The sequence below is a fragment of the Pseudonocardia nantongensis genome, assembly GCF_046546495.1.
GTDB classification, from domain to species: Bacteria; Actinomycetota; Actinomycetes; order Mycobacteriales; family Pseudonocardiaceae; genus Pseudonocardia; species Pseudonocardia nantongensis.
The window spans coordinates 42,236-63,038 of sequence record NZ_JBKGXT010000016.1 but is presented as its reverse complement, the minus strand read 5'-3'; the positions used below and the strand labels follow the sequence as shown (position 1 = coordinate 63,038).

Annotated in this window: 19 protein-coding genes; 12 read left to right on the top strand and 7 right to left on the bottom strand. The window is 72.8% G+C overall.

Going from position 1 to position 20,803, the window contains the following annotated elements:
• Window positions 1-16: 16 nt before the first annotated feature.
• The gene (locus ACLFMI_RS17965) at window positions 17-919 is read right to left on the bottom strand and encodes a DUF2188 domain-containing protein (protein WP_410949034.1); all 903 of its coding nucleotides are present in this window, start codon (window positions 917-919) and stop codon (window positions 17-19) included.
• 105 nt (window positions 920-1,024) lie between these two features.
• On the bottom strand, window positions 1,025-1,444 hold the full coding sequence (locus ACLFMI_RS17960) for a DoxX family protein (protein WP_410949033.1): 420 nt from the start codon (window positions 1,442-1,444) through the stop codon (window positions 1,025-1,027).
• Window positions 1,445-1,628: 184 nt separating this feature from the next.
• Between ACLFMI_RS17960 and ACLFMI_RS17955 the strand changes: the two genes are divergently transcribed.
• Window positions 1,629-2,273: a DedA family protein gene (locus ACLFMI_RS17955; RefSeq protein ID WP_410949032.1), complete on the top strand. Its 645-nt coding sequence runs from the start codon at window positions 1,629-1,631 to the stop codon at window positions 2,271-2,273.
• Window positions 2,274-2,555: 282 nt separating this feature from the next.
• The gene (locus ACLFMI_RS17950; protein WP_410949031.1) at window positions 2,556-2,810 is read left to right on the top strand and encodes a hypothetical protein; all 255 of its coding nucleotides are present in this window, start codon (window positions 2,556-2,558) and stop codon (window positions 2,808-2,810) included.
• 72 nt (window positions 2,811-2,882) lie between these two features.
• On the opposite strand, the gene ACLFMI_RS17945 is transcribed toward ACLFMI_RS17950, so the two are convergent.
• Together ACLFMI_RS17945 and gltB are read right to left on the bottom strand one after the other, a co-directional pair.
• Window positions 2,883-4,334, bottom strand: coding sequence for a glutamate synthase subunit beta (locus ACLFMI_RS17945; RefSeq protein WP_410949030.1), 1,452 nt, complete (start codon window positions 4,332-4,334; stop codon window positions 2,883-2,885).
• Window positions 4,327-8,913 carry a glutamate synthase large subunit gene (gene gltB / locus ACLFMI_RS17940; protein ID WP_410949125.1) on the bottom strand — a complete coding sequence of 1,529 codons (4,587 nt, stop codon included), beginning with the start codon at window positions 8,911-8,913 and terminating at the stop codon, window positions 4,327-4,329. Before gltB ends, ACLFMI_RS17945 begins: the two co-directional genes overlap by 8 nt.
• A gap of 506 nt (window positions 8,914-9,419) precedes the next feature.
• On the opposite strand from gltB, the gene ACLFMI_RS17935 reads away from it, so the two are divergent.
• Window positions 9,420-10,265, top strand: a complete 846-nt coding sequence (locus ACLFMI_RS17935) for a (2Fe-2S)-binding protein (protein ID WP_410949029.1) — start codon at window positions 9,420-9,422, stop codon at window positions 10,263-10,265.
• On the opposite strand, the gene ACLFMI_RS17930 is transcribed toward ACLFMI_RS17935, so the two are convergent.
• The 3 genes from ACLFMI_RS17930 to ACLFMI_RS17920 are packed head-to-tail and all read right to left on the bottom strand — an operon-like array spanning window position 10,259 to window position 11,780.
• Window positions 10,259-10,624, bottom strand: a complete 366-nt coding sequence (locus ACLFMI_RS17930; protein WP_410949028.1) for an Asp23/Gls24 family envelope stress response protein — start codon at window positions 10,622-10,624, stop codon at window positions 10,259-10,261. The two genes, ACLFMI_RS17935 and ACLFMI_RS17930, sit on opposite strands and share 7 nt — an antisense overlap.
• Window positions 10,621-11,196, bottom strand: coding sequence for an Asp23/Gls24 family envelope stress response protein (locus ACLFMI_RS17925; RefSeq protein ID WP_410949027.1), 576 nt, complete (start codon window positions 11,194-11,196; stop codon window positions 10,621-10,623). The genes ACLFMI_RS17930 and ACLFMI_RS17925 overlap by 4 nt, the downstream gene beginning before the upstream one ends.
• Entirely contained in the window at window positions 11,187-11,780 is a 594-nt protein-coding gene (locus tag ACLFMI_RS17920) for an RNA polymerase sigma factor (RefSeq protein ID WP_410949026.1), read from the bottom strand. The genes ACLFMI_RS17925 and ACLFMI_RS17920 overlap by 10 nt, the downstream gene beginning before the upstream one ends.
• A gap of 320 nt (window positions 11,781-12,100) precedes the next feature.
• Here ACLFMI_RS17920 and ACLFMI_RS17915 point away from each other — a divergent pair, with 320 nt between their 5' ends.
• The 9 genes from ACLFMI_RS17915 (at window position 12,101) to ACLFMI_RS17875 (ending at window position 20,788) form a co-directional block, all read left to right on the top strand.
• Window positions 12,101-12,427 (top strand): hypothetical protein, encoded by a 327-nt coding sequence (locus ACLFMI_RS17915; protein ID WP_410949025.1) that lies wholly within the window; start codon window positions 12,101-12,103, stop codon window positions 12,425-12,427.
• A 235-nt stretch (window positions 12,428-12,662) separates the two neighbouring features.
• Entirely contained in the window at window positions 12,663-14,126 is a 1,464-nt protein-coding gene (gene tig / locus ACLFMI_RS17910) for a trigger factor (protein WP_410949024.1), read from the top strand.
• Window positions 14,127-14,421: 295 nt separating this feature from the next.
• Window positions 14,422-15,021 (top strand): ATP-dependent Clp protease proteolytic subunit, encoded by a 600-nt coding sequence (locus ACLFMI_RS17905; RefSeq protein ID WP_410949124.1) that lies wholly within the window; start codon window positions 14,422-14,424, stop codon window positions 15,019-15,021.
• A gap of 32 nt (window positions 15,022-15,053) precedes the next feature.
• The gene (locus ACLFMI_RS17900) at window positions 15,054-15,713 is read left to right on the top strand and encodes an ATP-dependent Clp protease proteolytic subunit (RefSeq protein WP_410949123.1); all 660 of its coding nucleotides are present in this window, start codon (window positions 15,054-15,056) and stop codon (window positions 15,711-15,713) included.
• A 228-nt stretch (window positions 15,714-15,941) separates the two neighbouring features.
• Window positions 15,942-17,234, top strand: coding sequence for an ATP-dependent Clp protease ATP-binding subunit ClpX (gene clpX / locus ACLFMI_RS17895; protein ID WP_410949023.1), 1,293 nt, complete (start codon window positions 15,942-15,944; stop codon window positions 17,232-17,234).
• Window positions 17,235-17,363: 129 nt separating this feature from the next.
• Window positions 17,364-18,755, top strand: a complete 1,392-nt coding sequence (locus ACLFMI_RS17890; RefSeq protein ID WP_410949022.1) for an OFA family MFS transporter — start codon at window positions 17,364-17,366, stop codon at window positions 18,753-18,755.
• Window positions 18,752-18,895: an MFS transporter small subunit gene (locus ACLFMI_RS17885; RefSeq protein WP_410949021.1), complete on the top strand. Its 144-nt coding sequence runs from the start codon at window positions 18,752-18,754 to the stop codon at window positions 18,893-18,895. The genes ACLFMI_RS17890 and ACLFMI_RS17885 overlap by 4 nt, the downstream gene beginning before the upstream one ends.
• Window positions 18,895-19,155, top strand: a complete 261-nt coding sequence (locus ACLFMI_RS17880; protein ID WP_410949020.1) for a DUF6457 domain-containing protein — start codon at window positions 18,895-18,897, stop codon at window positions 19,153-19,155. The genes ACLFMI_RS17885 and ACLFMI_RS17880 overlap by 1 nt, the downstream gene beginning before the upstream one ends.
• 46 nt (window positions 19,156-19,201) lie before the next feature.
• Window positions 19,202-20,788, top strand: coding sequence for an alkaline phosphatase D family protein (locus ACLFMI_RS17875; RefSeq protein WP_410949019.1), 1,587 nt, complete (start codon window positions 19,202-19,204; stop codon window positions 20,786-20,788).
• Window positions 20,789-20,803: the final 15 nt, after the last annotated feature.

The window sequence follows — 20,803 nt, the reverse complement described above, 5'->3', positions numbered from 1 at the left end:
ACGGCAGGGCCGGTCCCTAGCGGCCGGTGGTCCGGCGGGCCCCACCGCGGAGCAGGCGGCCCGCCCCGGAGGTGACGGCGCCGGTGACGCCGAACGCGGTGGCCACCGCGCCGGCGGCGACCCGGCTGCCGAACCGGACCGGGTTCAGCGGGCGGTAGACCCGGGCAGCGAGGGCGTCCAGGCGGGTGGCGACGCGCTCGCCGTCGTCGTAGAGCCGGCGGGCCAGCCGGGCCCCGGTGTCGTCGAGGTCGTTCTCGGCGCGGTCACCGATCCGCGCGGCCCGATCCGCGGTGCGGACGGCCTGGTCGGCGCCCTTGTCGGCGGCCGATCGCACGGAGGCGGCCGAGCGGTTCGCCGAGCCTCCGATCTCGCCGGCGACCTGGCTGCCGGTCCGGGCGGCGGTGTCGGCCAGCTGCTCACCGGTCGCCTTCGCCGCCGACGCCGCGGCCTTGCCGGCCTGCTGCGCGTCCTTCGCGCCCTCGTCGGCCTCGTCGGCGACCGACGCGGCACCGGACCGGGCCTCCTCGGCGGCCTTGCCTGCACCGGAGCGGGCCTCGCCGGCCACCTTCTTCGCGGTGGTGGAGGCGTCCCCGGCGACGGAGCCGGCCGTCCGGCCCGCGGTGTCGGCGGCCTTTCCGGCGGTGTCCTTCGCACCGGTGGCAGCTGCCGACGCGGCCGCCCGGGTGGCGGTCTCCGCCGTCGCCGGGCCGTCGTCCGAGCCGGAGTCCACCGCGCGGCGCTCGCGCACCGCCCCGTCGGTGCCGTAGACGATGAGGTTGCCGCCACCGTCGTTCGCGATGATCTCGACGGCGCGGCTGATCGCCTCGGCCTGGGTGGTGGTCCGCGCGCTCGGGCGCTGGGCGTTGTCCTTCTCGACGGTCCAGCCGTCGTCGACCGGCTTGACGTGACGGTCGGCCATGGCGGTGTCGCCTCCTGTACGGGTTCTCCGGTGGCACCGGTGCTCCGGTGCCGATCTCACCGGGTGGGTTCCCGGTCCTACCGGTGCGAAACCCGATGCCGCAGGTCAGCGGTCCGCACCTGCGGCGCCGAGCCGCACCGGGGTGTCCCGGCGCCCGTAGCCGATCAGCGCGCAGAGCAGACCGAGCACGATCGGCGTCAGGACCAGCAGGCCGCCGTCGAGCACGAACGCCTGGGTGAGCGCGGCCCCGATCATCAGCAGCACCAGACCGGTGGCGGCCGGACCGGCGAACCGGCGCAGCAGCAGGCCGATCCCCCCGGCCAGCTCGAGGAGGCCGATCGCGTACCGCAACCACTGGCCGGCCCCGATCTCGGTGAAGATCTCCACCGCGGTCGCCTCGCCGAACAGCTTCGGCAGCGCGGAGGCCGCGACGAAGAACAACCCGAGCAGGATCTGCAGCACCCACAGGACGCGGTGGGCGGCGGGGGAGAGCGACGGGCGCCGGGTGGCGGGATGCGTGGTCACGGTGGCCTCCGAGGTGTGTCGCCACGGCCTTTCCGCAGCGCTCACCCCTACGACCGGCACCCGTCGGCGAACTCATCGGCGGCCCGGAAGGCATCTCCGGGGGCAGGCCCCCGTTCCCGTGCACCGCCGGTCTGCGACGGTGGAGTGGCCGACCAGACCGACCAGACCGCCGGAGGGAGCCGTCGTGGACCCGCTGGCGCTCGTCTCCTCCGTGCTGCAGAGCCCGTGGTTGCTCCCGGTGCTGATCCTGATGATCGCCGTCGACGGCCCGTTGCCGGTGCTGCCGAGCGAGACCGTCCTGATGTCCGGCATCGCCACCGCGACCGTGGGGTGGGACGTCCCGATGCTGGCGGGACTGTTCCTGGCCGCCGCGACCGGTTCGATGCTGGGCGACCATGTGGCCTACGGCCTGGGCCGCGGCTCGCACCGGATGCTGCCCCGGCAGCGCGACGACCGCTACGGCATCGCCCGCTGGGTCCGGGCGAACCTGTTCCGCCGTCCGGTGACCTCGCTCGCCGCGTCCCGGTTCATGCCCGGCGGCCGGCTGGTGAGCACCGCCGCGGCAGGCCGGATGCGGCTGCCGGCGCGACTGTTCCTGGCGGGTTCGCTGGTCAGCTCGATGCTGTGGGGCGCCTACATGATCGTGATCGGTCTCGTGCTGGGCCCGGTGACCGGCGGGAACCCGCTGCTCTGCATCCTGGCCGGCGGCGTGATGGCGGTCCTGACGACCAGCACGTTCGCGCTCGCGCAGCGGCTGCGGACGGGGTGCCCCGGGCGGTCCGCCGTGCCGGTGCCGGAGACCCGCGAGCCGGTGCCCGCGGCGGACTGACCGGTTCTGGCTGGGATACACCGCCGGGCACCGGGACCGCGGTTCACACCGCGGTACCCGATGTCGGCGATGGTGCCGGCACTCACAGGGGCTCCCGGTTCTGCAGGTGCCGGTCGCATGGTTCAACGCACGAGCCGGCGTCGAGTTGTGCTTCCCGGCGGTCGGACCGCGAGCGGCGGCCCGCTCGCGACGGACGGTGACGGAATCGGTTCCGGAACCCGGGCCCGCGATCGCCGGTAGGGCGCTCGCGACGGGCGGGGTGATCGAGGCCATACTCGACGCATGCGCGACGAATGCTGGCGGGGCGAGGTCGGCCCGGAGAACGCGGCGTGGCTGTCCACCGAGTGCCGGACGGCGCGGCTCGCTCCGGAGTACCGCCCGGTGGACGCCGGTGACGGCGTCGTCGAGTTCAGCCGGCGTGCCCTCGGCGCGATCCGTGAGCTCGGCGAGGAGGAGGACGGCTACATCACCGACGACGGCGACGGGGTGCGGATCTGGATCGGCGACGACGCCTTCGAGCTGGAACGCGTGGAGTAGCGACGGCGAGGGCCCGCACCGCCGCGCGGTACGGGCCCTCGACCGGTTGCCGCCCGGTGGCAGCGGCCGGTGTCAGCCGATCTGCCGGTCGGTCGGGTCGATCGGCCGGGGCAGCACGGTCCGGCCGGTCAGGTAGGTGTCCACCCCGGCGGCCGCGGCACGGCCCTCGGAGATGGCCCACACGATCAGCGACTGCCCGCGGCCGATGTCGCCGGCCACGAACACGCCGTCGGCGCTGGACATGTAGCCGTCGTCGCGGGCGACGTTGCCGCGCTCGTCCAGCTCGACCTCGAGGTCGGTGAGCAGCCTGCCCTTCTCCGGGCCGACGAAGCCCATGGCCAGCAGCACCAGCTGGGCCGGGAGCTCCCGCTCGGTGCCCTCGACCGGCTCGAAGCCGGAGTCCCCGCGCTTCACCTCGACGATCCGGATGCCGGTCAGCTTCCCGTCGGCGTCCTTGACGAACTCGGCGGTGTTGACCGAGAACAGCCGCTCGCCACCCTCCTCGTGCGCCGAGGACACCCGGTAGACCATCGGGTAGGTCGGCCAGGGCATGTTCTCGGTGCGGTGCTCCGGCGGCGTCGGCATGATCTCCAGCTGGGTCACCGAGCGGGCGCCCTGCCGGTGCGAGGTCCCCAGGCAGTCGGCCCCGGTGTCACCGCCACCGATGATCACGACGTCCTTGCCCTCGGCGGAGATCGGCGGGGCGTCCAGGTCGCCCTGCTGCACGTGGTTGGCCCACGGCAGGAACTCCATCGCCTGGTGGACGCCCTCGGCGTCCCGGCCGTCGGCCGGCAGGTCCCGCCACGCCGTGGCGCCGCCGGCCAGCACGACCGCGTCGTAGCCGGCCCGCAGCTGCTCGACGGTGACGTCGGTGCCGACGTCGACCGAGGCCCGGAAGTGGGTGCCCTCGGCGACCATCTGCTCCAGCCGCCGGTCGAGCCGGGACTTCTCCATCTTGAACTCGGGGATCCCGTAGCGCATCAGCCCGCCGATGCGGTCCGCCCGCTCGAACACGACGACGTCGTGCCCGACCCGGGTCAGCTGCTGCGCGGCGGCCAGCCCGGCCGGGCCGGAACCGACGACGGCGACCTTCTTGCCGGTCTTCGTCGTCGGCGTCTGCGGGGGCACCCAGCCCTCGTCCCATGCCCGGTCGATGATCTCGACCTCGATCTGCTTGATCGCCACGGCGTCGTCGTTGATGGCCAACACGCACGCCGACTCGCACGGGGCGGGGCACAGCGTCCCGGTGAACTCCGGGAAGTTGTTCGTGGCGTGCAGCCGCTCGATCGCCTCCCGCCAGTCCTGGCGGTGGACGAGGTCGTTCCACTCCGGGATCAGGTTGCCCAGCGGGCAGCCCTGATGGCAGAACGGGATGCCGCAGTTCATGCAGCGCCCGGCCTGGGACTCCAGGGACGCGCGCGGGAAGTCCTCGTACACCTCGCGCCAGTCCATCAGGCGCAGGTCCACCGGCCGCCGGGTCGGGTTCTCCCGGGGGGTGGTCATGAAGCCCTTGGGGTCAGCCATGAGCCGCCTCCATGATCGCCGTGTTCACGTCCCGCCCCTCGCGCTCGGCGTTCTCCGTCGCGAGCAGCACGCGCTTGTAGTCCTTGGGCATGACCTTGCCGAACCGCTCGACCGCGCGTTCCCAGTCCGTGAGGAGGGTGTGCGCCACCGCGGAGCCGGTCTCGGCGTGGTGCCGCTCCACCCGGTCGCGGATGATCGAGCGGTCCTCGTCGGTCAGCGGGTCCAGGTCGACCATCTCCGGGTTGACCCGGTTGCTGTCGAGGTCGAGCACGTAGGCGACGCCGCCGGACATGCCGGCCGCGAAGTTCCGCCCGGTCCGCCCGAGGACGACCACCTGGCCGCCGGTCATGTACTCGCAGCCGTGGTCACCGACGCCCTCGACGACGGCCACCGCGCCGGAGTTCCGGACGCAGAACCGCTCACCGACGACACCACGGACGTACATCTCGCCCGAGGTCGCGCCGTAGCCGATGACGTTGCCGGCGATGACGTTCTCCTCGGCGGAGAACGGCGCCGAGGGGTCCGGCCGCAGCGTGAGCCGGCCGCCGGACAGGCCCTTGCCGAAGTAGTCGTTGGTGTCGCCGACCAGCCGCAGCGTGATGCCCTTCGGGACGAACGCGCCGAAGCTCTGCCCGGCCGAGCCGGTGAGCGTGACGTCGATCGTGTCGTCGGGCAGGCCCTTGCCGCCGTGCACCCGGGTCAGCTCCGAGCCCAGCATCGTGCCGACGGTCCGGTTCACGTTGCGCACCGGCAGGTCCAGGGTGACCTGGTCGCCGCTGCGCAGCGCCCCCTCGGCCAGCTGGATCATGGTGTTGTCCAGCGCCTTGTCCAGGCCGTGGTCCTGCTCGCGGGTCCGCCGGCGGGGGGCGTCGTCGCCGTGGTCGCCGACCTGGAAGATCGGCGACAGGTCGAGGTGCTGGGACTTCCAGTGCTGCGCGGCGGGGTCGACGTCGAGCACGTCGGCCCGGCCGATCGCCTCCTCCAGCGTGCGGAAGCCCAGCGCAGCCAGGTACTCCCGCACCTCCTGCGCGATGAAGTGCATGAAGTTCACGACGTAGGCGGCCTTGCCGTCGAACTTCTTGCGCAGCTCCGGGTTCTGCGTCGCGACGCCGACCGGGCAGGTGTCGAGGTGACAGACCCGCATCATGATGCAGCCGGAGACCACCAGCGGTGCGGTCGCGAAGCCGAACTCCTCGGCGCCGAGCAGCGCCGCGATGACGACGTCCCGGCCGGTCTTGAGCTGGCCGTCGGCCTGCACGACGATCCGGTCGCGCAGCCCGTTGGCCATCAGCGTCTGCTGGGTCTCGGCCAGGCCGAGCTCCCAGGGCCCGCCCGCGTGCTTGATCGAGGACAGCGGCGAGGCGCCGGTGCCGCCGTCGTGCCCGGAGATGAGCACGACGTCGGAGTGCGCCTTGGACACGCCGGCCGCCACGGTCCCGACGCCGACCTGGGAGACCAGCTTCACGTGGATGCGCGCGGCCGGGTTGGCGTTCTTCAGGTCGTGGATGAGCTGCTTGATGTCCTCGATCGAGTAGATGTCGTGGTGCGGCGGCGGCGAGATCAGGCCGACGCCCGGCGTCGAGTACCGGGTGGTCGCGATCCACGGGTAGACCTTGCCGCCGGGCAGCTGGCCCCCCTCGCCGGGCTTGGCGCCCTGCGCGATCTTGATCTGGATGTCGTCCGCGTTGACCAGGTACTCCGAGGTCACGCCGAACCGCCCGGACGCGGCCTGCTTGACCGCGCTGCGCCGGGAGTCACCGTTCGCGTCGGTGGTGTAGCGGTCCGGGTCCTCGCCGCCCTCGCCGGTGTTCGACCGGCCGCCGATCCGGTTCATCGCGATCGCCAGGGTCTCGTGCATCTCCTGGGAGATGGAGCCGTAGGAGATCGCGCCGGTGGCGAACCGGGTCATGATCGACTCGATCGGCTCGACCTCGTCGATCGGCACCGGCGCCCGCTCGCCCTCCTTGAAGACGAACAGGCCGCGCAGCGTCATCAACCGCCGCGCCTGGTCGTCGACCGCCTTCGTGTACTCCTTGAACACGTCGTACTGGCCGGAGCGGGTCGAGTGCTGCAGCTTGAACACCGTCTGCGGGTTGAACAGGTGCAGCTCGCCCTCGCGCCGCCACTGGTACTCGCCGCCGACGACGAGCGCGCGGTGGTGGGCCCGCACCTCGTCCGCCGGGAACGCCCGGCGGTGGTGGGCCAGCACCTCCTCGGCGAGCACGTCGAACCCGACGCCGCCCAGCCGCGAGGTGGTCCCGGTGAAGCAGGCGTCGACGACGTCCGGGCCGAGCCCGACTGCCTCGAAGATCTGCGCGCCGGTGTAGGAGGCGACGGTCGAGACGCCCATCTTCGACATGGTCTTGCGGACGCCCTTGCCGAGCGCCTTGACCAGGTTCTTGGCCGCGGTCCGGCCGTCGACGCCCGGGACGTCACCGCGCTCGGCGAGGTCCTCGACGGTGGCCATCGCCAGGAACGGGTTCACCGCGGAGGCCCCGTAGCCCAGCAGCAGCGCGATGTGGTGCACCTCGCGGGCGTCCGCGGACTCCACGACCAGCCCGACCCTGGTGCGCGAGCGCTCGCGCACCAGGTGCTGGTGCACCGCGCCGGTGAGCAGCAGCGACGGGATCGGCGCGTGCTCGGCGTCCACCCCGCGCTGGGACAGCACGATCAGCCGGGCACCGTTCTCGATCGCCCGGGACACCTCCTGCCTGATCTCGGCGAGCCGGGACAGCAGGCCCTTGCCGCCGTCGCCTGCGAGGAAGGTGCCCTGCACGATGTGCGAGTTGAAGCCGGGGAGCTCCCCGTCGGCGTTCGCCCCGACGATCTTCGCGAGGTCGTCGTTGGTCAGCACCGGGAACGGGACGACGATCGTCCGGCAGTGTGCCGGGGTGGCGTCGAGCAGGTTCTGCTCCGGGCCGAGCTGGCTGAACAGCGAGGTGACGAGCTCCTCGCGGATCGCGTCCAGCGGCGGGTTGGTGACCTGGGCGAAGAGCTGGTTGAAGTAGTCGTAGAGCTGGCGGGGCCGCTCCGAGATCGCGGCCAGCGGCGCGTCGTTGCCCATCGAGCCGATCGGCTCGGCCCCGGTGACGGCCATCGGGCGGAGCAGGACGTTCAGCTCCTCCTCGGTGTAGCCCATGGCCTGCTGGCGCAGGGTCAGCGCGTCGTGCGTGGGCATCTCGCGCTGACGCTCGGGCAGCTCGTCGAGCCGGATCAGGCCGGCGTGCAGCCAGTCGGCGTAGGGGTGCTCGGCGGCGAGCTCGCCCTTGATCTCCTCGTCGTCGACGATCTTGCCGCGCTCGGTGTCGATGAGGAACATCCGGCCGGGCTCGAGGCGGCCCTTGCGGACCACCTTGTCCGGGGCGACGTCCAGCACACCGACCTCGGAGGCCAGCACGACCAGGCCGTCCTCGGTGACCCACCAGCGGGCCGGGCGCAGGCCGTTGCGGTCGAGCACGGCTCCGATCTGCGTGCCGTCGGTGAAGGCCACCAGCGCCGGTCCGTCCCACGGCTCCATCAGCGTGGAGTGGTACTCGTAGAACGCCCGTCGGGCGGGGCTCATCTCGGTGTTGTTCTCCCACGCCTCGGGGATCATCATCAGCACCGAGTGCGGCAGGCTGCGGCCGCCCAGGTGCAGCAGCTCGAGCACCTCGTCGAGGGTGGCCGAGTCCGAGGCGTCCGGCGTGATCACCGGGGTCAGCCGCTGCAGGTCTCCCGGCAGGTTCGCCGACTCCAGCAGCGACTCGCGGGCGGCCATCCAGTTCCGGTTGCCGCGCATCGTGTTGATCTCACCGTTGTGCGCGACGTACCGGAACGGGTGTGCCAGCGGCCAGGACGGGAACGTGTTCGTGGAGAACCGCGAGTGCACGATCGCCAGCGCCGAGGTGACCCGCTCGTCGGCCAGGTCCGGGTAGAACGCGGCGACCTGCGGCTCGGCCAGCATGCCCTTGTAGATGATCGTGCGCGGGGACAGCGACGGGAAGTAGGCGCCGGTGCCGTGCTCGATCCGCTTCCGCAGGCAGAACGTCCGGCGTTCCAGCTCGATCCCGGCCGGGGCGTCCCCGCCGGTCGTCAGCTCGATGCCGGCCACGAACAGCTGCCGGAACGACGGCATCGCGGCCAGGGCGGTCGGGCCCAGGTCGGCGGCGTCGGGGTCGGTGGGCAGCTCACGCCAGCCGAGCACCGTGAGGTTCTCCTCGGCGGCCAGCTCGTCGACCCGCGCCACCGCGGCCGCGGCCTCGCCCTCGTCCTGCGGCAGCATCGCGATGCCGACCGCGTAGCTGCCCGGCCCGGGCAGCTCGAAGTCGGTGACCTCGCGGAAGAACTCGTCGGGAACCTGGATGAGGATCCCGGCACCGTCACCGGTGTTGGGTTCCGAGCCACGTGCACCACGGTGTTCCAAACGCAGCAGGGCCTCGATGGCCTTCTGCACGATGGCGTGGTCGCGACGGCCGGTGACGTCGGCCAACATGGCCACCCCACAGGCGTCGTGCTCGTGATCGGCGGCGTACAGCCCGCCGGGCGAGGGGCGGTGCCGAGGCTCGCTACGCAAGCTGCGCTCGGGCGTCGCGTCACTGATCGCGGCCAACTGCTCCTCCTGTCGTGTCGGTGCACCTGACACCCGCATCGGACGAGGAGGACCGCGGCATCGCGCTGCGGTCCGAAGAGGGAGTCCAGAGTACAGCGGAGGCCCGTCCGGCTCGTCGTGTTGTAGGCCGTTCAGGTGTGCCGTGCCGGTGTGGGGGTAGTGCTGGATCTTCGTCCGGGCACGACGAGCGGCCGGGCACTGACGTCCACCCGGCCGTTCCCGCGGCACGGTCCGACCGCACACCCCGGCGAGTGCGGTCTGGCGAGAGCACAGAGTCGCACGGCGCCGCCCGGGCGCGCTACTGATGATCGAAGGCAGGTCCGTGATGTGGATCGCTGCGCATCACAGCAGGTCGACGTTGCCGTCCCGTGTCCGGACGGTGAGCCGGACGTGACCATCGGCCGGGAACGGCCTCTCGCCTCCTGGGATCGACCGGGGTGCGCGCGGTGTTACCGACCGGGCCCGGCGGGCCCGCGAGGCGGGGGAGACTGGGCCCGATGGACACCTCCGACCGTGCCGGCGCACCGGTACCACCCGGATGGACGCCGGCCCCGGCACCCGCGGTGCTCGGCGCGCTGGACGACGTCGCGGAGCTCGGCCCGTGGTTCGCCGTCCCGGTGCTCCCCGTGACGCCCGACCCGGGCTGGATCCGGTGGGACGCGTTGTACCGGCCGCCGTCGCCCGGGGCGGACCCGCTGTCCGACCGGATCGACGCGGTGGCGGCGTCGCTGCGCTGCGGCCGTCGGGAGGCGGCGTCGATCGCGGTGCAGGGGATGGCGGCGCGCCTGGTGTCGTTCCCGCTGGCCGCGGTGGCCCTGCACCGGGTGCTGCCCGGCCTCGGGGCGCTGCACCGGCGCCCTGCCGCCGACGACCCGTGGGCGCCCGGGCTGGCCGCCGCCCCGGACTCCCCGGACGGTTCCGGGGCCCCCGCCGCGGCAGGGACGCCGGACCCGGTCACCGATCCGGCCGGTGCCGCCGACCTGCTGGCCCGCGAACTGGCCGCGACCCACCTGGAACCGCTGTACGCGGCGGTCCGGGAGCGGGTCTCGGTGTCCGAGCGGGTGCTGCGCGGCAACGCCGTGTCCTCGATCGCGGGGGCGGCCCGGGTCCTGGAACCGGTCCGCCGGACGGCCCGCCCGGCACTGGTCGGGCTGCTCGACGAGCTCGTCGGGCACCCGGCGCTGCGCGGGCCGCTGCCGGGTGGGGCCACCGGCAGGCTGCTGCGCCTCGATCCCGGCGACCCGGACACCGAGTGGTCGTTCCGCCGACGGTCCTGCTGCCTCTACGTCCGCGTCCCCGGCGGCGGTGTCTGCGGGGACTGCGTCCTGACCGGCCGTCAGTAGGGCACGTCGATGTCGGCGATCGTCACCCGCACCCGGGCGGCCAGCCCGGCCACCGTGGCGAGCTCCTCGGCCACCTCCCGCTGCACGCGGGCCGCCAGCTCGGCACACGGCACGCCGTGCCGGGCGCCGAGCGTCACCCGGACGTCGGCCTCGCCGCCGTGCACGGCGGCGACGACACCCTCGGTGCGCAGCTCGTCGGGCACCGGGTCCCGGGGGAGCCGGTTCGCGGCCAGCCCGAGCAGGGTCTGCGCGACGTCGCCGACCAGCGCCGTCACCCCGGGTACCGATCGCGCCCGCCGCGCGGCGAGCCGGGCGACGGCCAGGTCGGACACGTGCACCCGCACGCCCGGCCCGGTCACGGCGCCGGCTCCGGTCCGCCGGCCGGGCCGGCCGGGGCCGTCGGCTCCTCCCACACGTCCTCCACGTGGATGTCCACCCCGGCGACCGGGACGCCGAGGGTGCCCGCCCCGGCCGTGACGACCATCCGGCGGGCCCGGGCGGTCACTGATCGGAGGTCCACCCCGACCCGCGCCGCCACCGTCAGGCCGACCCGGACCGGACCGGCCGGGCCCTGCTGCTCGATCCGGCAGTGCCGCGCGCGCAGCCCGTCCACCGAGTCGACGACGTGTCGCAGGGCTGCCTCCGCGGCCGGGCGGCCCAGCCACGCGTCCGGCCCGATCTCCAGCAGCTCGTGCGGGCGCAGCCCGGCCACCGCCGCGCCGGTCACCCGCTCCAGCACCGACGGCGGCGGGCGCAGCGGCTCGGCCGCCATCCGGGCGGCCGGCGCGCCCAGCCGGTCGTGGCCGGCCCGGGCCGACCCGCAGTACGGGCAGGACCGCTCGTGCTCGTCGAGGGTGCCGGCCGCCGCGTGCTCCCACACCTCGGCGGCGTCCCGGCCGCAGGCCAGCGGCTCCACCTGCTCTACCGCCATGCCCGCATCCTTCCGGTCAGCGACGTCCGGGCCCGGTGGATCCGGCCGCGTACCGCCGTCTCCGACGCTCGGGTGATCTGCGCGATCTCGGCATAGCCCAGGCCCTCCAGTTCCCGCAGCACCCAGCAGGTGCGCTGGTCGTCGGGCAGTCCGGCGACCGCCCGGGACAGCGCGCGCAGCTCGGCGTCCATCTCGGCCGCCCGCTCCGGCGACCCGGCCCCGGCGAGCAGCTCCGCGCCGGGGGCGTCGTCCTCCGGCAGCGGGACCGTCCGGCGTCGGCGCCGCAGCAACGCGGTGCACCGGTGCGTCACGATCCGGTACATCCAGGTGGAGAAGGCGGAATCCCCGCGGAACGTACCGATCCGGCGCCAGGCGTCGATCAGGGCCTCCTGCAGCGCGTCCTCGGCGTCGGCGCGCTGGCCGAGCACCCGCACCGCGACCCGGAACAGCGCCTCCTGGTGCCGGCGGGCCAGCTCCTCGAACGCGCGGACGTCGCCGTCCTGGGCGCGGGCGACCAGGGTGGGCTCGTCCAGCGTGCGGCCCGACTGCGGCCGGTCCGGCCCGGCCCGGTCGATGAGCTGCACGTCCGTCGCTCCCCGTCGCTGGTCGAAGCCTCGTACAGGGGCCGGTCGGCGCGCCCCGGATGTGTGCCGCCGCGGCCAACGGGGTAACCCGGAACCGCTGGCCCGACGGTAGCGACGGGGCGACCCGGGCGCGCGGCGGACACGCAGGGGACACGGCCGGCCACGCGCGGCGGCACCCCCGAACAGCAGGCGGCGGCGTTCCGGCCGGATCCTCCCGGGGCGCCGCCGCTGTCACCCCCGCTGACGCCGTGCTCGCCGCCGTCGTCCCCGCCGGTCGTGCGCGGGCCCCGCCCGGGACCACCTGCGGTTACGCTGCGCCGGTGACCGACTCCAGCGCAGGCCGGCCCGGACCGGCCGAGGTCGCCGCCGCCGTGCTGGCGCATCCCGCGGTGCTGCGGCTGGACGGCGGCCCGTTCGGCAGCATCGCCACCTACCTCCCCGGCGCCCGGCTCCGGGGCGTCCGGCTGCCCGGTCCCGGCGAGCCGGGACCGGTGGAGATCGCGGTCGTCGCCGCGCTCGGTGTCCCGTTCGCCGGGATCGCCGACGGGGTCGCCGAGCGGGTCCGCCGGACGCTCGGCGACCCGGACCTGCGGGTCGAGGTGACGGTCGCCGACGTCGCCGCCGGCGGGCCGGTCGGCCCCGGCTGAACGGCGCCGTCACCGCCCGGCCCGACGCGCCGGGAGCGCCCTCACCTAGACTCGCGCGAGCCCTCGCCGTCGTATCGAGCACGTCCGCCGTGCTCATCGCGGGACCGCAGGCGACGCCCGGGCCCCCCGGGGTCGTCCACCGGCTGCGACGTCGTCGCCTGCGGGGGCGTGCCCAGACCAGGTCGCCGAGCTGCGGCCCGTTCCACGAGAAGTCCGTACTGCAGGGAGTTCCACCGTGAAGAGCACCGTCGAGCACCTCAGCCCGACGCGCGTCCGGATCAACGTCGAGGTGCCGTTCGACGAGCTCAAGCCCGACTTCGACCGCGCGTACAAGAAGATCGCCCAGCAGGTCCGGATCCCGGGCTTCCGCCCGGGGAAGGCCCCGGCCCGGATCCTGGAGGCCCGGATCGGCCGCGCCCCGGTGCTCGACGAGGTCGTCAACAACGCGATCCCGGCCAAGTACCAGGAGGCGGTGACCTCCGCGGAGGAGCTCACCCCGATCGGCCGCCCGGAGATCGAGGTCACCGAGATCGCCGACGGCGAGCGCATCGCGTTCACCGCCGAGGTCGACGTGCGCCCGGAGATCGAGCTGCCGGAGCTGGACGGGCTGGCCGTCGAGGTCGACGAGGTCGAGGCCGACGAGGACCAGGTCACCGAGCAGCTGGACCAGCTGCGCGCCCGGTTCGGCACGCTGACCGGCGTCGAGCGTCCCGCGCAGAAGGGCGACTACGTCCAGATCGACCTGTCCGCGTCGGTCGACGGCAAGGAGATCGAGGAGGCGGCCACGACCGGCTTCTCCTACGAGGTCGGCCAGGGCGGTCTGATCGACGGCATCGACGAGGCCCTGGAGGGCATGTCGGCCGGCGAGGAGAAGACCTTCACCTCGACCCTGGTGGCCGGCGAGTACGCCGACCGCGACGCCGAGATCACCGTCAAGGTGACCACGGTCAAGGAGCGCCACCTGCCCGACGCCGACGACGAGTTCGCCCAGCTCGCCTCGGAGTTCGACACGCTCGACGAGCTGACCGAGGACCTGCGCGAGCGGGTCGGCCAGTCGAAGCGGATGGAGCAGGCCGCGCAGGCCCGCGACCGGCTGCTCGACAAGCTCGTCGAGAGCGCCGAGGTGCCGCTGCCGGAGAGCGTGGTGCAGTCCGAGGTCGACACCCGCACGCACGACGCGGTGCACGCCTTCGACCACGACGAGGACCGCTTCGCCGAGTTCCTCACCTCGCAGGACAAGACCCGCGAGCAGTTCGACGCCGAGACCCGCGAGGAGGCCGAGAACGCCGTCCGCTACCGGATGGTGCTCGACGCGCTCGCGGACTCCGAGGAGGTCTCGGTCGGCGACCAGGAGCTGACCGAGCGGATCCTGTACCAGGCCCAGCAGTACGGGATGGCGCCCGAGCAGTTCGTCCAGCAGATCCAGCAGGCCGGCCAGCTCGGCGTGATCTACCAGGACGTGCGGCGCAGCAAGGCGCTGATCACCGCCGTCCGGGCCGCCTCGATCACGCTCCCGAACGGTGACGCCGTCGACCTGTCCGACCTGCTCGGCGACGGCGACGAGAACGACGAGGGGGCCGCCGAGGAGCTGCCCGCCGAGGTCCCGGGGGAGGTCGCGGAGACCCCCGCCGAGACCCCCGCCGAGTCCGACCAGGACGGTGGCTCGGCGGCCGCCGAGAAGACGGACGCGAAGGCCTGACGGCGCCGTCCGCCGGGCCGTGGCGTGCTGCCGCAGCACGCCGGGTGCGCTCTCGGCGAACATCGGGCGTCGTTCCCTACGCGGGCCGGACGGTCCGCGTAGGGTCGGCCCCGAACCGGTCCCGAAGGGACCGTGAACGGGTTCGCGAGACCCGACACCGGAGAACCGAGAGCGACCAGGGAAGACCCTCGGGACCCGCCGGCGTGCGAGCGCCGGTGCCCCCGACTTCGGAAAGCAGGGTGAAGTGAGCCAGCAGGACACCGGCCCGGTCGTGGGCCGCGGCGACGGGCCGCAGATGCGGTCCGCGCCCAGCAGCATGTCGCTGTCCGACTCGGTGTACGAGCGGCTGCTCCAGCAGCGGATCATCGTGCTCGGCCAGCAGGTGGACTCGGAGATCTCGAACCGGATCGCGGCACAGATGCTGCTGCTCGCGGCCGAGGACCCCGAGAAGGACATCCAGCTCTACATCAACTCGCCGGGCGGTTCGGTGAACGACGGCATGGCCGTCTTCGACACCATGAACCTGATCCCGTGCGACGTGGCGACGACGGCGATGGGGCTCGCCGCGTCGATGGGGCAGTTCCTGCTCTCCGCGGGGACCCCCGGCAAGCGGTCGGCACTGCCGCACGCGCGGATCATGATGCACCAGCCCTCGGGCGGCATCGGCGGCACCGAGGCCGACATCACGATCCTGGCCGACCAGCTGCGGAAGACGAAGCACGAGATGGCCGAGCTGATCGCCCAGCACACCGGGCAGTCGCTCGAGACCATCGAGCGGGACTCGGACCGGGACCGCTGGTTCTCCGCGCAGGAGGCCCTGGACTACGGCTTCGTCGACCACGTCGTCACCCACGCAGGCCGATCGGGTATCGGTTCGCAGAACGGGAGCGCCTGATGAGCACCTTCGATCCGCGCCACCCCGAGTCGATCGCCGACCTTCGCGGCCCGGGTGGGTACGCGCCGCACCCGGCCACCGCCCGGTACGTGCTGCCGTCCTACGTGGAGCGCACGAGCTACGGGGTCAAGGAGTCGAACCCGTACAACAAGCTCTTCGAGGAGCGCATCATCTTCCTCGGCGAGCAGATCAACGACACCTCGGCGAACGACACCATGGCCCAGCTGCTGGTGCTCGAGTCGCTGGACCCGGACCGCGAGATCTCGCTCTACATCAACTCGCCGGGCGGGTCGTTCACGTCGCTGATGGCGATCTACGACACGATGCAGTTCATCCGGCCCGACATCCAGACGGTCTGCCTCGGGCAGGCCGCGTCGGCGGCGGCCGTGCTGCTGGCCGCGGGCAGCCCGGGCCGCCGGATGGCGGTCGAGAACGCCCGCATCCTGATCCACCAGCCGGCCACCGAGGGTGTCTACGGCCAGGCGTCGGACCTGGAGATCCAGGCCACCGAGATCTCCCGCATCCGCAAGCGGATGGAGGAGGTCCTCGCCCGGCACAGCAACCGCACCGCGGAGCAGGTGCACGCCGACATCGACCGGGACAAGATCCTCACGGCCGAGGAGGCCAAGGAGTACGGCCTGGTGGACGAGATCGTGCAGAGCCGGAAGCTGTCCGCCACCAGCGGACGCTGACGCTCCGGGTCGCCGGCCGCTGAACGGACAGTGGCCGGCGACCGCCCGCCGACCCGCCGTCGAATCGGACACCGGAGAAGGTCCCGACGGCGGGCCCGGGCAGGTACCGTCTTCTTCCGAGGACGGAGCCACGCCGTGCCGGGCGAGCCGTGCGCTCGTCCCGGTCGGGCCGCGCGCGAGAAGGCCGCGACACAGCACACGCCGGACCAGGACTGGGGATCGACACCTATGGCACGCATCGGCGACGGCGGGGACCTGCTGAAGTGCTCGTTCTGCGGGAAGAGCCAGAAGCAGGTCAAGAAGCTCATCGCCGGCCCCGGCGTCTACATCTGCGACGAGTGCATCGACCTCTGCAACGAGATCATCGAGGAGGAGCTGGCCGAGGCCGGTGAGGTCAAGCTCGACGAGCTGCCCAAGCCCGCCGAGATCCACGACTTCCTCGACCAGTACGTCATCGGCCAGCCCGACACCAAGCGCACGCTGTCCGTGGCCGTCTACAACCACTACAAGCGCATCCAGGCCGGTGAGCGGACCCGCGCCGCGGGCGGCGGCGACGCCGCCGACGGCATCGAGATCGCCAAGTCGAACATCCTGATGCTCGGTCCCACCGGCTGCGGCAAGACCTACCTGGCGCAGACGCTGGCGAAGCTGCTCAACGTCCCGTTCGCGATCGCCGACGCCACGGCGCTGACCGAGGCCGGCTACGTCGGCGAGGACGTCGAGAACATCCTGCTGAAGCTGATCCAGGCCGCGGACTACGACGTGAAGCGCGCCGAGACCGGGATCATCTACATCGACGAGGTCGACAAGGTCGCCCGCAAGTCGGAGAACCCGTCGATCACCCGGGACGTCTCGGGCGAGGGTGTGCAGCAGGCCCTGCTGAAGATCCTGGAGGGGACCACCGCGAGCGTCCCGCCGCAGGGCGGCCGCAAGCACCCGCACCAGGAGTTCATCCAGATCGACACGACGAACGTGCTGTTCATCGTGGCCGGTGCGTTCGCCGGGCTGGAGCGGATCATCGGGGAGCGGGTCGGCAAGTCCGGCATCGGCTTCGGCGCCGACATCCGCTCGAAGAAGGACATGGACTCGTCGGAGAGCTTCGCCGAGACCCTGCCCGAGGACCTGATCAAGTTCGGGCTGATCCCCGAGTTCATCGGCCGGCTGCCGATCGTGGCGTCGGTGACCTCGCTGGACAAGGACGCCCTGGTCAAGATCCTCACCGAGCCGCGCAACGCCCTGGTCAAGCAGTACCGCAAGCTGTTCGAGATGGATGGCGTGGAGCTGGACTTCGCCGAGGACGCGCTGGACGCGGTCGCCGACCAGGCGATCCTGCGCGGCACCGGCGCCCGTGGCCTGCGGGCGATCATGGAGGAGGTGCTCCTCCCGGTCATGTACGACATCCCGAGCCGGGACGACGTGGCCAAGGTCGTGGTCACCGCGCAGACGGTGAAGGAGAACGTCAACCCGACGATCGTGCCGCGGCAGCCTCCCCGCCGGGAGCGCCGCGACCGCTCCGCCTGAGCGCTCCACCGCGAACACGCCGGTCCACGACCAGGTGGGGCCGGCGTCGTCGTTTCGTGATCTTCCCCGAATTGCACTGGTCCCTCCGGTTACTTAGCGTTGCGCCGTCAACGACCGACGGAGGACACCATGGCCGGATTTCTGACGAGGGAGCGCATCGTCGCCCCGCCCGGATGGAGCCGGTGGCTCGTCCCACCGGCGGCACTGTCCATCCACCTGGCCATCGGTCAGGTCTACGCGTGGAGCGCGTTCAAGACGCCGCTGGCCAACGCGCTGGACCTGTCCGGCGTCGCGACGGCGCTGCCGTTCACCCTCGGCATCATCATGCTGGGCCTGTCGTCGGCGGTGTTCGGCACCAAGGTGGACGCCAACGGCCCGCGCTGGGCGATGGCCGTGGCGACCGGCTGCTTCGTCGCCGGATTCCTGATCTCCGCGGTCGGGCTCTACCTGGGCCAGTACTGGCTGGTCGTCGTCGGCTACGGCTTCGTGGGCGGGATCGGGCTCGGTATCGGCTACATCTCGCCGGTGTCGACGCTGATCAAGTGGTTCCCGGACCGGCCGGGCCTCTCCACCGGTCTGGCGATCATGGGCTTCGGCGGCGGCGCGCTGATCGCCTCGCCGCTGACCTCGTCGCTGTTGTCGGCGTTCGGCGGCTCCGGTGACGGCGCGACGGCGTCCGGGATCGGGTCGACGTTCCTGGTCATGGGCCTGATCTACCTGGTCTTCATGTCGATGGGCTGGCTGCTCATCCGGGTGCCCGCCGACGGCTGGGTGCCGCCCGGCTGGGACCCGACGACCGCCAAGCAGAGCGGGATGATCTCCACCGGTCAGGTCTCGGCGAACACGGCGCTGCGCACCCCGCAGTTCTGGCTGCTGTGGGTGGTGCTCACCTTCAACGTCACGGCCGGCATCGGCATCCTGGAGCGGGCGAACCCGATCTTCCAGGACTTCTTCCGCGACTCCACCCCCGCAGAGTTGCTCTCCGCCGCGGCGGTCGGGTTCGTGTCGATCCTCTCGCTGGCCAACTCGGCCGGCCGGATCGCCTGGTCGTCGCTGTCGGACGTGCTCGGCCGCAAGAACATGTACCGGATCTACCTGGGCGTCGGCGCGCTGCTCTACCTGCTGATCACGCTGGTCCCGAACTCGAACCGGGCGCTGTTCATCATTGCCGCCGTGCTGATCCTGTCGTTCTACGGCGCCGGCTTCGCGACCGTGCCCGCCTACCTGCGGGACCTGTTCGGCACCTACCAGGTCGGCGCGATCCACGGCCGGCTGCTCACCGCGTGGTCGGTCGCCGGCGTGCTCGGCCCAGTGATCGTCAACGCGATTGCCGACGCCCGGATCCAGGCCGGGGTGGAGGGCCCGGCCCGGTACACCACCGCGTTCTCGATCATGATCGTGTTGCTGGTGATCGCGTTCGTGTGCAACGAGCTGATCCGGCCGGTGAACCCGAAGCACCACGAACCCGAGCCCGGCGCCGCCGGGACGGAGACCGTGCCGTCGAAGGGGGCGCAGACATGAGCACGCACGAGCAGGCCGGATCGGCCGGCTGGAGTCCGCTGCAGTGGGTCGGGGCGGTGCTGGCCTGGCTCTGGGTCGGCATCCCGTTCGGCTACGGGCTCTACGAGCTGCTCCTGAAGATCCCGGCGTTGTTCGGCTGATGGCCGGCGACGACGCCGCGGCGATGGCGGACTGGGTGTCCGCCGTCGCCGCGGACCTGGGCCTCACCGACGTCGACACCGGCGCGGTGGTGGACACCGTGCTCGACCTGACCGCCGACGTCGCGCACGGGGTGTCCCGGCCAGCCGCGCCGGTCACCGCGTTCCTGCTCGGGATCGCCGCGGGCCGGGCCACCGACCCGGACACCGCGGTGGCCGACCTCGCCGAACGGATCTCCCGCAAGGCCGGCACCTGGGGATGAACCCGGCGTTCACCCTCCGGTCACCCGGACGGGTGACACTTTCCGGGTGGTCCCCTTCTCCCGTCGTTCCCTGCTGCGTTCCGCGGCCGCCGGTGGCCTCGCCGGCGCCGCCGCCCTGACCCTGCCGGGCACCGCCGGCGCGGCCCCCGCGCTGCTCCGGTCCGGGCGCCCGGTGCTCACCCACGGCGTCACGTCCGGCGACGTCCGGCCCGGCTCCGGCCTGGTCTGGACCCGCGCCGACCGGCCGTCCCGGATGCACGTCGAGGTCGCCGACAACCCGGAGTTCCGCCGGGCCAGGCGGATCCCCGGCCCGGTGCTGACCCCGGACACCGACCTGACCGGGAAGCTGCGCATCCCGGCCGCCGCCGGGCGGGTGCACTACCGGGTCGTCGCCGAGGACCTCGCCGGCGGCGCCGCGAGCGAGCCGCTGACCGGCTCCTTCCGGGCGGTGCCCGGCCGCGGCGAGCCCGTCCGGATCCAGTGGTCGGGCGACGTCGCGGGACAGGGATGGGGGATCGACCGCGCGACCGGCGGGATGCGGATCTTCTCCGCGATGGCCGACCGGGAGCCGGACCTGTTCCTGCACTCGGGGGACACCGTCTACGCCGACGGGCCGCTGACCGAGACCGTCACGCTGCCCGACGGCCGGGTCTGGCGGAACGAGATGACGCCGGAGAAGGCGAAGGTCGCCGAGACCCTCGCCGAGTACCGCGGCCAGTTCGCCTACAACCTGCGCGACGACAACCTGCGCCGGTTCGCCGCGTCGGTCGGCCAGATCGTGCAGTGGGACGACCACGAGGTCGTCAACAACTGGTATCCGGGCGAGATCCTGACCGGCGAGGTCGGCGAGAAGTACTCCGAGAAGCGGGTGGACGTGCTCGCCGAGCGGGCCTTTCGCGCGTTCCACGAGTGGCAGCCGCTCGACCCGGCACTCGCCGTCGACGGCCGGGTGTACCGGCGGATGCCGTTCGGGCCGCACGTCGAGGTCTTCGTGATCGACATGCGGACCTACCGCGGGCCGAACACGGCGAACACCGGTCGACGCACTCCCTCTCGCGGGGGCCGCATCGACGCCGGGGCGTCCGAGCCGATCCTGGGGGAGCGGCAGTCCCGCTGGCTGGTGGAGGCGCTGGCGTCGTCCCGGGCGACCTGGAAGATCGTCGCCTCGGACATGCCGATCGGGGTGCTGGTTCCGGACGGCGACACCGCCTGGGAGGCAATCGCGAACGGCGAGCCGGGGCCGCCGAGCGGGCGCGAGTCGGAGATCGCCGGGGTGCTCACCGCGCTGGCCCGCAGAAGGGTCCGCAACGTGGTCTGGGTGACCGCCGACGTGCACTACACCGCGGCCCACCACTACTCGCCCGAGCGGGCCGCCTTCGCCGGTTTCGACCCGTTCTGGGAGTTCGTCTCCGGGCCGCTGCACGCCGGGGCGTTCGGGCCGAGCGAGCTGGACCCGACCTTCGGGCCGGAGGCCGTCTTCGCCCGCGGGCCGGACCGGGACGGGGCCTCGCCGGTGGAGGGGTTCCAGCACTTCGGCGAGATCGACGTCGCGCCCGACGGTTCCGAGCTGGCGGCCCACCTCCGCGACCAGGACGGCGCCTCGCTCTGGAACACCACGTTGACCCGCGCCTGACCGCCGGTCGCACCC

Bases quoted from the DNA above. Each gene is read 5' to 3' on its own strand.
- ACLFMI_RS17905 (WP_410949124.1), top strand. From the start codon at position 14,422: ATGCGGTCCGCGCCCAGCAGCATGTCGCTGTCCGACTCGGTGTACGAG.
- ACLFMI_RS17890 (WP_410949022.1), top strand. From the start codon at position 17,364: ATGGCCGGATTTCTGACGAGGGAGCGCATCGTCGCCCCGCCCGGATGG.
- clpX (WP_410949023.1), top strand. From the start codon at position 15,942: ATGGCACGCATCGGCGACGGCGGGGACCTGCTGAAGTGCTCGTTCTGC.
- ACLFMI_RS17880 (WP_410949020.1), top strand. From the start codon at position 18,895: ATGGCCGGCGACGACGCCGCGGCGATGGCGGACTGGGTGTCCGCCGTC.
- ACLFMI_RS17950 (WP_410949031.1), top strand. From the start codon at position 2,556: ATGCGCGACGAATGCTGGCGGGGCGAGGTCGGCCCGGAGAACGCGGCG.
- ACLFMI_RS17945 (WP_410949030.1), bottom strand. From the start codon at position 4,334: ATGGCTGACCCCAAGGGCTTCATGACCACCCCCCGGGAGAACCCGACC.
- ACLFMI_RS17885 (WP_410949021.1), top strand. From the start codon at position 18,752: ATGAGCACGCACGAGCAGGCCGGATCGGCCGGCTGGAGTCCGCTGCAG.
- ACLFMI_RS17935 (WP_410949029.1), top strand. From the start codon at position 9,420: ATGGACACCTCCGACCGTGCCGGCGCACCGGTACCACCCGGATGGACG.
- ACLFMI_RS17925 (WP_410949027.1), bottom strand. From the start codon at position 11,196: ATGGCGGTAGAGCAGGTGGAGCCGCTGGCCTGCGGCCGGGACGCCGCC.
- ACLFMI_RS17965 (WP_410949034.1), bottom strand. From the start codon at position 919: ATGGCCGACCGTCACGTCAAGCCGGTCGACGACGGCTGGACCGTCGAG.